The sequence below is a fragment of the Ferrimonas balearica DSM 9799 genome, assembly GCF_000148645.1.
Lineage (GTDB): Bacteria > Pseudomonadota > Gammaproteobacteria > Enterobacterales > Shewanellaceae > Ferrimonas > Ferrimonas balearica.
On sequence record NC_014541.1, the window covers coordinates 81,971 to 94,456 of the forward strand.

Annotated in this window: 12 protein-coding genes; 7 read left to right on the forward strand and 5 right to left on the reverse strand. The window is 63.1% G+C overall.

Annotated elements, in window-relative coordinates; translation table 11 throughout:
• The first annotated feature begins 27 nt into the window (after positions 1–27).
• Both FBAL_RS00355 and FBAL_RS00360 read left to right on the forward strand, forming a co-directional pair.
• Complete coding sequence (locus tag FBAL_RS00355) at positions 28–1,356, forward strand: MFS transporter (RefSeq protein WP_013343584.1); 1,329 nt, start codon at positions 28–30, stop codon at positions 1,354–1,356.
• 95 nt (positions 1,357–1,451) lie between these two features.
• The gene (locus tag FBAL_RS00360) at positions 1,452–2,228 is read left to right on the forward strand and encodes a TetR/AcrR family transcriptional regulator (RefSeq protein WP_013343585.1); all 777 of its coding nucleotides are present in this window, start codon (positions 1,452–1,454) and stop codon (positions 2,226–2,228) included.
• Positions 2,229–2,231: 3 nt separating this feature from the next.
• Here FBAL_RS00360 and FBAL_RS00365 read toward each other — a convergent pair whose 3' ends face one another.
• From FBAL_RS00365 to FBAL_RS00375, 3 genes are all read right to left on the reverse strand, one after another.
• Positions 2,232–2,975 (reverse strand): cupin domain-containing protein, encoded by a 744-nt coding sequence (locus FBAL_RS00365; RefSeq protein WP_013343586.1) that lies wholly within the window; start codon positions 2,973–2,975, stop codon positions 2,232–2,234.
• Positions 2,976–3,045: 70 nt separating this feature from the next.
• Entirely contained in the window at positions 3,046–3,411 is a 366-nt protein-coding gene (locus FBAL_RS00370; RefSeq protein WP_013343587.1) for a cytochrome c3 family protein, read from the reverse strand.
• A gap of 11 nt (positions 3,412–3,422) precedes the next feature.
• Positions 3,423–4,925, reverse strand: coding sequence for a flavocytochrome c (locus FBAL_RS00375; RefSeq protein WP_013343588.1), 1,503 nt, complete (start codon positions 4,923–4,925; stop codon positions 3,423–3,425).
• Positions 4,926–5,237: 312 nt separating this feature from the next.
• Here FBAL_RS00375 and FBAL_RS00380 point away from each other — a divergent pair, with 312 nt between their 5' ends.
• The 5 genes from FBAL_RS00380 (at position 5,238) to FBAL_RS00400 (ending at position 10,680) form a co-directional block, all read left to right on the forward strand.
• Positions 5,238–6,692 carry a DUF4145 domain-containing protein gene (locus FBAL_RS00380; RefSeq protein ID WP_013343589.1) on the forward strand — a complete coding sequence of 485 codons (1,455 nt, stop codon included), beginning with the start codon at positions 5,238–5,240 and terminating at the stop codon, positions 6,690–6,692.
• Positions 6,689–7,210: a GNAT family N-acetyltransferase gene (locus FBAL_RS00385; RefSeq protein WP_013343590.1), complete on the forward strand. Its 522-nt coding sequence runs from the start codon at positions 6,689–6,691 to the stop codon at positions 7,208–7,210. The genes FBAL_RS00380 and FBAL_RS00385 overlap by 4 nt, the downstream gene beginning before the upstream one ends.
• Before the next feature lie 133 nt (positions 7,211–7,343).
• The gene (locus FBAL_RS00390; RefSeq protein WP_013343591.1) at positions 7,344–8,666 is read left to right on the forward strand and encodes a M16 family metallopeptidase; all 1,323 of its coding nucleotides are present in this window, start codon (positions 7,344–7,346) and stop codon (positions 8,664–8,666) included.
• Complete coding sequence (locus FBAL_RS00395; protein WP_013343592.1) at positions 8,663–10,111, forward strand: M16 family metallopeptidase; 1,449 nt, start codon at positions 8,663–8,665, stop codon at positions 10,109–10,111. The genes FBAL_RS00390 and FBAL_RS00395 overlap by 4 nt, the downstream gene beginning before the upstream one ends.
• Positions 10,112–10,134: 23 nt before the next feature.
• Positions 10,135–10,680, forward strand: coding sequence for an NnrU family protein (locus tag FBAL_RS00400; protein ID WP_013343593.1), 546 nt, complete (start codon positions 10,135–10,137; stop codon positions 10,678–10,680).
• Positions 10,681–10,739: 59 nt separating this feature from the next.
• Here the strand turns inward: FBAL_RS00400 and FBAL_RS00405 are convergent, their stop codons facing one another.
• Together FBAL_RS00405 and FBAL_RS00410 are read right to left on the reverse strand one after the other, a co-directional pair.
• Positions 10,740–11,384 carry a DedA family protein gene (locus FBAL_RS00405; RefSeq protein WP_013343594.1) on the reverse strand — a complete coding sequence of 215 codons (645 nt, stop codon included), beginning with the start codon at positions 11,382–11,384 and terminating at the stop codon, positions 10,740–10,742.
• Between the two features lie 30 nt (positions 11,385–11,414).
• Positions 11,415–12,440 carry a P1 family peptidase gene (locus FBAL_RS00410; RefSeq protein ID WP_013343595.1) on the reverse strand — a complete coding sequence of 342 codons (1,026 nt, stop codon included), beginning with the start codon at positions 12,438–12,440 and terminating at the stop codon, positions 11,415–11,417.
• Between the last annotated feature and the right edge of the window lie 46 nt (positions 12,441–12,486).

The following is a 12,486-nucleotide window of genomic DNA, read 5'->3' on the forward strand; positions in this document are numbered from 1 at the left end:
CCGTTGTTGTTTTTGAGCTCCCCCCACATGTCGACCTCATTGCCCCGCCGTCAGCTGTTGCTGTTCGGCTTGCTGAACCTGCCCCTGTCGATGCTGATGTCGCCCACTGCGGCGATGCTGCCTGCCTTTTATCTGGAAACCACCGCCGTTACGGCCGCCGGATTGGCCACCGCCACGTTGGTGGCGCGCCTGTTTGATGGCCTGACCGATCCCATTTTGGGCTGGCTCTCAGACCGCAGTGGCCGCCGTAAGGTGTGGATGGCGCTCGGGGTGGTGCTGGTGCTGCTGGGGATCTGGCCTCTATTCCAGCCGCCCGAAGAGGCGGGCGTGGCTTATCTGGTGGGCTGGTACCTGCTGGTGACGCTGGGCTGGACGGCGGTGGAGATCCCCCACAGTGCGCTGGCGGCTGAGATGTCGAACGACTATCAGGAGCGCAGCCGGGTGGTGCTATGGCGACAGATGCTGGGTTTTCTCGGGGGGCTGCTGTTTATGGCCAGCCCGATGATACTGCTGGGTCGCAGCGGCTTTACTGACGAGGTGTTTGCCCTGCTGGCGGGCTTTATCGCGGTGGCGTTGCCGCTGGGACTGGTGCTGATGTGGCGGGCGGTGCCGGAGCCGAGTCACCCCAGTCGGGCCCGCCCCGGCCTGCGGGACCTGCTGGGTGCGCTCTCCACCATCGCCCCGCTGCGATACTTCCTGCTGACCCAGGTGCTGTTTGGTCTGGCCACCGGGGCGGTCTCCTCCCTGTTTGTTATCTACGCCAGCTTCTATCTGGGGCACGCCGATGCCATCGCCAAGATTGCGATGCCGATGACGCTGGCGATGGCAGCGGGGATGCCCCTGTGGCTGCAGCTGCTCAAACGGGTGGATAAACACCGGGCCTGGGCCCTGTCCGGAGTAGGGATGATCGTCTGTCTGCTGGCGGTGCTGACCCTGGAGCCGGGGCCCGATTCGCTGAAGCCGATGATGGCGCTGATGACCGGGTTCGGCTTCTTCCTTGGGTTGTCGTCTCTGGCGCTGCCATCACTGCTGGCGGACGTGGTGGACTACGACCGCTGGAAAAACCGCAAGGACCGGGCCGCCATCCTGTTCGCCTTTCAGGCCCTGATCACCAAGTTTAATCAGGGCATCGGCGGCGCCATTGCGCTGGGGATCCCGGCCCTGTACGGCTTTACCGGCAAGGGGGTGCTGGAGGGGGAAGCGGTGACCGGACTGAAGCTGGGCTTTGTGGTCTGGCCCTGCCTGCTGTTGGTGCCGATGTTGCTGCTGGCCTGGCGTTACCCCCTGACCCGCCACCGACAGGGCGTACTGGCACGTCGATTGGCTCGCAGAATCGCAACAAACCCGCACCCATAGCGTTGTGACCGGTTTACCTTTGTGAAGCACTCGACGAAATCGTCGGGGGCTTCTCGCTATGCTCCGTGACCGACATCATTAACCGGATTCAGCGGATGCAATGCCCCAGCACGGAAGCGCAGTTTGAGCGCAGCCAATTGATCTTAAACGCGACTGAGTGGTTGATTGAGACTCAGGGCCTGATCGCGTTCAAAATTTCTGATCTGTCCAACCATGCCGGCATCGCCAACAGCTCCCTCTATAAGCTGTTCGAAAGCAAGGAAGACCTGTTGGTGTGCTGCTTCCTGCGCAACGCCACCAGCAACCACTTTGCCCCGTTTGAAGCCCAGTATCCGGACCTGACTCCGATCCAGCGGGTGCTGATCCCCATCATGTTCACCTTTGAAGCCACCCACTTTGCCCCGACCTTCAACCTGGTGCGGCAGGTGGCGGTGAACCCGATGGTGTGGCGCCGGGCCAGCCCGGAGAAGGTGAAAGCCTTCGAGACCCGCATCAACCTGTTCTGGCGCGCGATTAAGGGATACGTGGTCGAAGCGGTGGAATCCGGCGACCTGGTGGCCACGGAGGAGGAGGTACTGGAACTGACTCAGGCGATCACCTTCTACCTGAGTGGGGCGCTGTCGGCGTATCAGAGCCAGCTGATCAACAACACCTATCTGAAAGAGAAGCGCTACACCCTGTTCCGGCAGCTGCAGAAGGTGTTTCTGCCCTATCAGTGGCGGCAGCAGATGGAACTGGCCGATTTTGAGCGCATCGGGATGCGGGTGCATCTCTACTACCGCCAGCTGGGCGAAACCTTCAACCGTTGTGAACGTTGCCAGCAAGCCGGACAGTGCGGGGCGGGGACGTCGCCATCCGTGGCGACCGAATAACGCTTACTTAAAGCGTGCTTCGTTGGTGCCGTAGGGGCCCAGGCCCATGGCGGCTTTACGCATGATGTCGACGCGGTCGAACGCTTCTTCTGCCACGCGCAGGTTCTTCACGTCCTTACGCCAGTAGTACTTGAAGCCGTCGAAGTGGGCGTTTTTCGGGTACCAGTACAGCACGCCAAAGCCTTCCTCTTCGGTGATCGGGGTGTTGTGGATGGTGTTGCCCGGGATGTAGAAGTACATGCCTTTCTCCATCCACTTGTACTCGCCGTCCGCCAGGGTGCGTGCACGGCCACTGACCGCGTAGTAACACTCAGGCTGACCGTGGAAGTGCGGCTCGTGATCCGATTTGCCCCCGTTGGTGATGCCGATGGTGAGCGGGTAATCGGCCAGCTCTTTCCACAGGTAGCCTACCGGCGCGTTGTTCAGGTCGCAGCCCTTCACTTCCAGAATGTTGCCGTCGTTGTCCAGGCCCTTACAGAAGCGCTGGTCCTTGGCGATGGAGTCGTTGGCGGTAATGGTGTTGAAGTCGATCTTGCCGGCTTCCCAGTCGGCGATGTACTGCTCCACCAGCGGGTCACGGCACTGCTCCGGCATGGTGGTCTGTGGGGAGTAGGGGCTGTAGTCGTACGGGATGGCGGTCGGTTGCTGGTACGGGCGCTGTTCCATCTTGAACGCGTGCTCGCCATGGCCGGCGTAAGCGTTACCTGCCAGCAGAGCGGTCAGGATCAGGGCTACGGGTTTCATCATCATCTCTCCGTATTATTTTCGGTATTACTTAAAAAGATTCGGGCCCGTCTAGACGGGCCCGAGGCAGGGCTTAACGCTCGTTAAACCAGGTGCGGTGGCACTCAGAGCAAACCGGCGCTTTGGTTTCGTGCTCGGCGTGGCAGGCCAGACAGCTGGCGCCATTTCCGTAGTGGATGCTCTTGTGCGGGTTGGCTTCTTCCAGTACCAGCTCAGTGGTGATCTCGATGGTGTCGATGGTGCCGTGACACTCGATGCAGGACTGGTCGTCAACGTACTTCTTGGCGTTGCCGGTGTGGCAGCCGTTACAGCCGTCTTCGTACAGGAAAGCGTGGTTGCTGCGGCCTTCCAGTTTGCCTTTCATTGCCACCAGCTCACCGGCTTGGGCGCCAGAGGTCAGTGCCAGCGCCAGGCCCAGGCTAATCAACAGTTGTTTCATGGTGGGTCTCCTCAGGCGTCGGCTTTGATGGCTTTGGGTACGATGAAGCCCATGGCCAGACCTTCAAGGCAGGCACAGGAACTCAGACGGGCTTCGCCGTGGGTACCACCGGACACTTCACCGGCGGCGTACAGGCCCTTCATCGGCTCGAGGGTCTTGGCGCTCAGCACGCGACCATCGATGTCGGTTTTCAGGCCGCCCATGCAGTAGTGCACTTTCGGCCAGATGCGGGATACCACGAACGGCGCTTTCAGCTCTTCGGCGGTGTCCATCTTGCGGTCGAAGTCCGGGTCAACGCCCTGCTTCACCTGCTCGTTCCAGCGGGCAACGGTCTTCTTCAGCTCGGCCACCGGCACGTTGAACTTCTCAGCCATCTCTTCGAGGCTGTCCACTTTCCACGCCATCTCATCACGCAGGGCACGGGTAACACGCTCGTCATTGCCGTACTTGTCGTAGTTGATGAACACCAGCGGGTAGGCCGGGGAACCGTCTTCGTAACGGTTGGCCATGATGCGGGTGGAGCAGTACAGACGGTCAGCACGCTCGTTCATGTAGCGCTTGCCGCTCAGTACGGAGACGGAGATGCCCTGGTGCCAGCCGATGGACAGCAGCGCGTTGGACCAGCCAAAGCCGCCTTCGTCCGGAGAGCCCCAGTGGCCGGTCTGGATCATGTTCAGGTGTACCGCCAGAGCACCGTGGCCCATGGCAGACAGCATCGCTTCACCGGTGGCACCCAGGTGGTTGGTGCCGTCCAGGGTCGGATCCAGAGACGGGTCCACCATGGCGCGCAGCTTCATGTTGCGGGTAAAGCCGCCGGAAGCCAGGATCACGCCCTTACGGGCTTTGATGCGCAGGGTGTGGCCGGTTTTCTCGTCCGGGAAACGGTAGCCGCGACGAACCACGACACCGGTCACCACGTCGTTTTCAACCACCAGGTCTTCGATAAAGTGCTGGAGACGGAAATCCACGCCTTCCGCTTTGGCCACTTCGTACAGCTTGGAGGTGATGTCACCACCGGTGCCGTGCTGGGTGCGCACTGCGCGGGCCTTGTTGTGGCCGCCCACCTGGATGTTGAAGTCCTTTTTGAATTTCACGCCGGACTCAACACACAGGTTGTAGGAGTCCAGAGCGTGGTTGGCGATTTTGCGCAGCTTGGCTTCGTCACCCATACCACGGGCGGCGATCAGCTGGTCTTTGACCAACTCTTCCGGGCTGTCGTCGTTGATGCCCTGAGCCAGCTGCACCGGGTTACGCGGTACTGCGAACCAGCCGCCGTTGATGGCGGAGTTGCCGCCGATCACCTGCATCTTTTCCAGTACCAGAATGTTGCCCAGGCCTTCACGCTTGGCGTTCAGGGCGCAGGACAGGCCGGCAAAACCGGAACCGATAACCAGCACATCCACTTCTTCGTCCCACTGGGGGGCGTCTTTAGCGGCATTGGCCGGCATGGAAACGGTCAGCCCGGTGGCAGTCAGGGCGGCGCCGTATTTCAAAAAGGAGCGTCTGCTCGACATGGTTCTCTCCCAAAATCCTCTGTGTTCATCGAGGCTCAGGTTACGCCGGCTGAACCGGCGTTGCCGTGACCGGCCGATGGAGGAAGTTTTCTCCGCAAAAAGGGGTTTTGAGGGCCATTTTCGGGGGCTGGGAGGGGGCAAAAGTCCGCCGCTTTCGCACCAGATCGCGAATCGATCCAAAGTTGTGAGGCGGATCGCGATAAAGTTTCTCTCCCGGTCCGGGCCAGCCCGCCTGAGCAACGGGCTGGCGCGCCGGAGCGAAGCTGTTACTATCGAGGCCATGCCCCCCTCACGTGTCATAACGGACGCAAAATGAATGATCTGGAGCTGGTGCGGCGACTCGACCGCCGCCTGGTAGATGACTACCGCCTGGCCCGTAATTACTGCCTGGACGTGCCCACCTTTGCGCTGGTTCACCTGCGCTCCATTGCCCATCGTCTCACCACCTGGCTGGGGGAGCGGGCGGAGCTGGAGTTCCACAGCAAGAATCTGTATGACCGCATCGAGCAGCTGGCCCGGGCCAAGGTGATCGACATGCGCCTGGCCCGCAAACTGCACAAGCTGCGTGGCGACGGCAACAAGGGGGCGCACCCGGAGAAGTACCATTTGTCACTGGAGCAACTGGTGCAGCTGGCGGGCAAAAGCGTCAAGGACACCGCCAGGCTGTGTGCCGAGGTGTTTCCCCTGCTGCACCCGGATGAAGCGGTGCCGGAGTGGCAGTTTGAGCCGGTGGACGTGGTGGCAGGAAGGGAGCTCTGTTACCGCGCCGTGATGGAGGATGACCCGGAAGCCCAGTATCTGGTGGGGCTGTCGCTTAAGGCGCGGTCGCTGATGCAGCAGGAGCGGGCGCGCTCTTATGCCCTGGCCAACGATGGGCAGATCCCCGACCTGAGCGATGCCCGCCGGGTGCTGGAACAGGCGGCTTACTGGTTCCGCCGTGCCGCTCAGGAGCACCCCGCCGCCCGGTTTGAGCATGGCGTGGCGCTGCTGAACGGCTACGGTGGTGAGCGCGACCCCCAGGCTGCGGTCCGGCTGATTGCCGAAGCGGCAGAGCAGGGGGTGGCCGATGCCCTGGCCCTGGTGGGTTACTTCTATCTGGCGGGCAGTCAGGGGTATGGCCAGGACCCGCTTAAGGCGGAGCATTACCTCAAGCTGGCGGCAGAGCAGGACCAGCCGGAAGCGATGGCCAACCTTGGCGTGCTCTACTACCAGGGGCTGCTGGGCCAACCCGACCTGGCTCAGGCCCGGGCCTGTTCTGAGCAGGCGGCGCTGGCCGGTTACCCCCACGCCCAGTACCACCTCGCGGTGATGCTGTTTGCCGGGGAGGGCGGCGATGCAGACCCGGAAGCGGGCCTGAGCTGGCTGCGTCAGGCTGCGGCCCAGCACTACCCCGATGCGCTGGCGGATCTGGCCCAGCGCACCCTTGATGGTGACGGCGTGGACACCAACCCGGCTGCCGCCGTGACGCTCTATCAGGAAGCGATCCAGTACGGTCGCCTGCCCCGGGCGATGTTTGAACTGGCGCTGGCCCACTTTGATGGCGAGGTGCCGGAGCGGGACCTGGCCACCGCAGGCCAGCTGCTGCATCAGGCGTTTCTGCACGCGGTGCCGGACAGTGAACTGGCCGAGGCGATCTGGCAACTGGCGCCCGAGCTGGTGGCTCAGCTGGACCAGGCTCTGGCTCAGGAGTCGGAGCAACGGGACGACCTGCTGCAGGCCCGGGCCCGGTTTGATTCGGCAGGTTACCCACTGGGCAATGCGCCGTGACTCCGCTCATCCGCGGGCCCCGGCTGTCACTGTATCGCTTTGCGCCGCGAGATGCGGCGGGCTTTATGGCGATGAATGCCGACCCGCGGGTGGTACAGCATACCGGTGACCGGCCCTTTGCCGATGAAGCCGACGCCCTGCGTTTTATCCAACACTACGATCACTATCAGCGCCACGGGTTTGGCCGCTGGTCGCTCTATACCCACGAGGGGGAGTACGCCGGATTCTGTGGCTTGCGACGGGCCGCCGGTGAGGTGGATCTGGGCTACCGCCTGCCCTGGCGTCTGTGGGGGCGGGGACTGGCGACCGAAGCCGCGCAATTGGCGCTGCAACTGGGATTCGAGCGGTTTGACCTCGGCAGCATTGTTGGCCGCGCCCGCTGTGCCAACCCGGGCTCCATCCGGGTGCTGGAGAAGGTCGGGATGGGTCTGGAGGGGGCTTTTACCGAAGAGGGCCACGACTGGCTGCAGTACCGTATTCGAAGCCATGAGTGGACCGGGTTGCCCTTTTTGCGTTGACTGACGTTCGCAACGTACTGAACCATTTGCTATTTTCTCTGCCCAAATCTTGCTCAGCCGGTTGGACACTGATCCCGCTGGTGGCATTATGCTCAATCAAACTTTGACCTAATACCGTCACAAGGAGTGCTTTATGGGGATCCGCCTGGCGACCCTGGCGCTGGGGCTGGCACTGAGCCCGCTCTCCCAGGCCAACACTGCCGACGAGGTTCAGACTCTGGATCTGGCCAACGGCATGCGCATCCTGGTGCTCGAGGATGACACCATCCCGAACGCCAATATGTACCTGTTCTGGAAAGTGGGCTCGCGCAACGAAGTGCCCGGCATTACCGGCCTGTCCCACTTCTTTGAGCACATGATGTTCAACGGCTCCGAACAGTTCGGCCCGAAGATGTTTGACCGCACCATGGAAGCGGCGGGCGGCGCCAACAACGCCTACACCACGGAGAACCTGACGGTCTACACCGATTGGTTCCCGGCCGATGCCATGGAAACCATCTTTAAGCTGGAAGCGGATCGCATCGCCAACCTGTCCATCGACCCCGCCATGGTGGAGAGCGAGCGTGGCGTGGTGGACTCCGAGCGTCGCACCGGCCTGGAAAATTCCAACTGGCGAATGCTGCAGGAAGAGGTGAAGGGCGTGGCGTTCCGGGCTCATCCCTACAGCGCCCCGGTGATCGGTCATCAGTCCGACATCCACGCCTGGACCCAGGATGACCTGGTCAACTTCCACCGCACCTACTACGCCCCCAACAACGCCGTGGTGGTGATCTCCGGCGCCGTGACCTTTGAACAGGTCAATGCGTTGGCTCAACAGTACTTCGCCCCGATCCCGGCCCAGACCCCGCCACCGGCGGTGCGCACCGTGGAGCCGGAGCAGAAAGGCGAACGCCGGGTGTACGTGCAGAAGCCCTCGGTCTCGACCCCCAACCTGATGCTGGCCTACAAGATTCCGGCCACCGACAGCGCCGATTACCACGCGCTGGATCTGGCCATGTCCCTGCTGATCGACGGCAACAGCAGCCGCCTCAGTCGCGCGCTGGTGGATAAGCAACTGGCGCTGGGCGTTGACGGTTATATGCCGGAAAGCTTCGACCCCAACCTGTTCTACCTCTACGCCGTAGCGGCGGCAGGTGTGGATGCGGCGCAGCTTGAGGCGGCGATGATTGCCGAAGTGAACCGTCTGGCCGCCGAGCCGGTCACTCAGGCTGAGCTGGATAAGGTGAAGAACCGCAAGCTGATGGCGTTCTACGACACCATGGAAACCATCAACGGCAAGTCCAATACCCTGGGCACCTACGAGCTGTTCTTTGGCGATTACCGCGCCCTGTTCAACGCGCCGCAAGCCTATGAGGCGGTCACTGCTGAGCAGATTCAGCAGGTGGCGCAGAAATACCTGATTAAAGCCCGCCGCACCGTCGGGGTGCTGGCCGCGGAGGAGGACACCGACCAATGAAAGCCAAGATGATGCTGATGAGCGCGCTGGTGATGGCCGGGTGCTCCGCGACCCAACAACCGGCTCAGCCCGCGAAAACCACTAACCCGACCCCGGCCCCCGTAGCCGTGGCGCCGACGCCAAAGTTTGCCCTGCCTGAGTATCAGGTTCGCACTCTGGATAACGGCCTGACCGTCTACCTGATGGAACGCCATCAGGTGCCGCTGATCACCGTGAATGCGGTGGTGCGTGCCGGCGCGGTCAACGACAGTGAGCCGGGTCTGGCGGCGCTGACGGCTGAGAGCCTGTTGCTGGGGACCAGCAAGATGAAAAAGGCGGAGCTGGAAGCGCTGGTGGATGGCCTGGGTGCCAGCCTGACTGCCGGTGCCGGCAAAGAGGGCACCACCGTCAATGCCCGTTTCCTGGCCAAGGACACCGACACCATGCTCGACCTGGTGGCGGATGTGCTGCAACACCCCAGTTTCCCCTCTGACGAGGTGAAGAAGGCGCGGGACCGTTACGTGGCGATGCTGGCGCAGCAGAAAGAGAGCCCCCGCACGGTGATCCGTCAGTACTTCGACATGCTGTACTACGGCGACCATCCCTACGCCAACACCACCGTCGGTGACGGTGCCCGCCTGTCCCAGCTGGACGCGTTTGACCTGCGCATGTTCCACGGCAGCTGGTTCCAGCCGCGCAATGCCGCCATCGTGGTGGCCGGCGACTTCGATGCCGATGCCATGGCTCGCGCCATTGAGCAGCGCTTCGGTACTTGGCGGGATGGCGACACCCCGACCGCGCCCAAGCTGAACCAGCCGGTTAAGGTACCGCAGCAGGCTCGGGTGTTGCTTGTGGACAAGCCCGACGCCCGCGAAACCACCTTCCTGATTGGCGGCCCGGGTGTGGCCCGGGACAACCCAGATTACGTTGGTCTGCAGGTGATCAACACCATCCTCGGCGGTCGCTTTACCTCCTGGCTCAACGATGAGTTGCGGGTTAACGCCGGCCTGACCTATGGGGCCCGTTCCGGCTTCACCAGTTACGGTGAAGCGGGCAGCTTCCAGATCAGCACCTTTACCGCCACCGAAACCACTCAGGAAGCGATCGACCTGGCGCTGAAAACCTACCAGCGTCTGTGGCAGCAGGGCATTGACGAAGCCACCCTGGCGTCCGCCAAAGCGTACGTAAAGGGTCAGTTCCCGCCGCGCTACGAAACCTCGGGGCAGCTGGCCGGGCTGCTGGGGCAGATGTACCTGTATGACCTCAGCGATGCCCAGGTGAACGCGTTCCAGCAGCAGGTGGACGCCCTGACCCTGGAGCAGGCTCAGGCGCTGGTGGCCAAGTATTTCCCCAAAGCCGATCTACAGTTTGTGCTGGTGGGCCAGGCGGATGCCATTCGTGGCGTCGCGGCCCAGTACGGTGAAGTGGCGGAAGTGGCCATCAGCGACCACGGTTTCTGGTTCTGACGGCCGCCTGAGAGGACACGACTATGTTGGCCCTGACCCTTGGAATGGCAGCGTTTATCGTTCTCCATCTGGTGCCCGGCACCGCCCTGCGTGACCGCCTCAGTGGGGCGATGGGTGAGCCCCTGTACAAGGGGCTGTTTACCCTGCTGTCGGCGGCCGCTTTAGTGCTGGTGGTGTGGGGCAAGGGCCAGGCCAGCTACCACTCGGTGTGGGTGCCGCCGGTCTGGACCCGGCATCTGGCGCCGCTGCTGATGCTGGCCAGTTGCTACCTGATGGTGACCTACCTGCTTGGTGGCAAGCTCAAAGGGCTGACCCCCAACCCGATGCTGTGGTCTGTGGTGATCTGGGCTCTGGCCCATCTGCTGGCCAACGGCGACCTGGCCTCGTTGGTGCTGTTTGGCGGCTTTATTGGCTACAGCCTGCTGGCGATCTGGCGCTCCCGCAGCCAGCGCCGCAATGACTACAGCGGCCGCCATGAACTGCTGGTGGCGGTGGTGGCCCTGGCCCTGTATGTGGCGTTTCTGCTGGCGCACCCCTACCTGTTCGGGGTGGCGGTGATGGGTCGGTAGTGTTCTGGACCCCCTTCCCGAAAGAGAAAAAAGGCGCCTGATGGCGCCTTTTTTTGCGGTTACAGCGTGGCTTGGCGACGCTGTCGCCACCGCCAGGTCAGGGCCAGAGTCAGCACTGCTGCCGCCCCGACGCCCCAGGTCAGGTTGTGGTGAGCCTGATAGAACTGCATCAGGGGTTGGCGCTCATGCCAGAGCAGGGCGGGGCCGAGGCCAAACAGGGTGACCCACACCGCCGTGGCGAGGGCATTGCCCAACAGAAAAGCGCGCAGTGGCATGCGGGCCAGACCGCAGCCCAGCGCCATGGTCTGCTTCAGCCCCTCGATAAAGCGGCTGAACAGCAGCACGGCGATGCCGTGACGCTCAATGAACTGGTGAAGGCGGGCTTCGGTGGCGGCGGAGAGCCAGCCCTTCTGGCGCAGCCAACGGTCGCCGCGCTGGCCCAGGAAGTACCCCACCAGATTGCCGCCAAAGGCGCTGATGGCGGCCACCAGCAACACCCAGTGCAGCGCCAGTTCGCCATCGGCTGCGAGCACGCCGGACACCATAAGCAGCGCTTGGCCCGGGGCGGGGATACCGAATCCCTCGACGGCGATCGCCAGCGCCAACAGCAGGTAGCCGTATTGATGCAGGTAGGGGCTGAGGTCAGTGACCAGGGTTTGCAGAGTGTGGAGCATGGGCACGGTCGGGGCGGGTAAAAACCGCATGATACGGCATCCCCCCGCCCCGCAACGTGATCATTTGTTCATCTTGGCGACGTCGCTGGCGGCGGGCAGGCCACCGGCGGATTCTGCCGCCTGAACGGCACGGTGGATGGCGGTTTCCATCACCTCGGCGGCGATCACCCCGAGCGTGTTGATGTTGACCGGGCCGAGCTCGCCGGTGCCGGCGGCAAAGATGGCGTCTCCGTCGTTCATGGTGTGCACCGGGCGGATGGCCCGGGCGTAACCATCGTGGGCCATCTGCGCCACTTTCAGCGCTTCCGCCTTGGTCAGGGTGGCGTTGGTGACAATGGCGCCGATGGTGGTGTTCTTGCCGACAAATCCGGGTTCATTGGCGCCCTGGAAGATCAGCGCGGTACCGGGGATAAAACCGTTCTCGTCGCGGGTGCCAGCCAGCAGCTGACCGCTGCGGTCCACCACATCGCCCCAGGCGTTCACGGCCACCACCGCGCCCACCACCAGGCCGCTGTCGAGCTGGACGCTGTAAACGCCGAGGCCGGATTTGGTGGCGTGCTCCATGCCGCGGATCTTGCCGACGCTGGCGCCGGTGCCCGCGCCCACATTGCCCTCGGTCAGGCCGCTGCGCTTGGCGGCCTTGGCAGCGGCTTGGCCCATGGCGGCGTCCGGGCGCGCTTTGGGGTCGCCCACCACCAGGTCAAACAGCACGGCACCGGTGACGATGGGCACCCGCGCCACGCCGGTGTTAAAGCCGATCCCTTCGGACTCCAGTTGGCGGGCAACCCCACTCATGGCGTCCAGGCCAAAGGCGCTGCCGCCGGACAGGACGATGGCGTGCACCTTATCCACCAGGTTCTCCGGTTTCAGCAGGTCGGTTTCGCGGGTGCCGGGGGCGGCGCCCCGCACGTCCACCGAGGCGGTGGCGCCCTGATCAAAGCGCAGCACGGTGACGCCGGTCAGCCCGGTGTGGTCACTGATCTGGCCAATCTTCAGTTGTTTGATGGCGAACAGGGCGTTGGGGTCGTAATTCTGCGCCGACAGGGGCAGGGCGAGGGCAGCAAGCAGGGCCAGCCAGGCTTTCATGGCAGCATCCTAAGTGGTTGGAATTGGGATGACTCTAGGTGGCGAC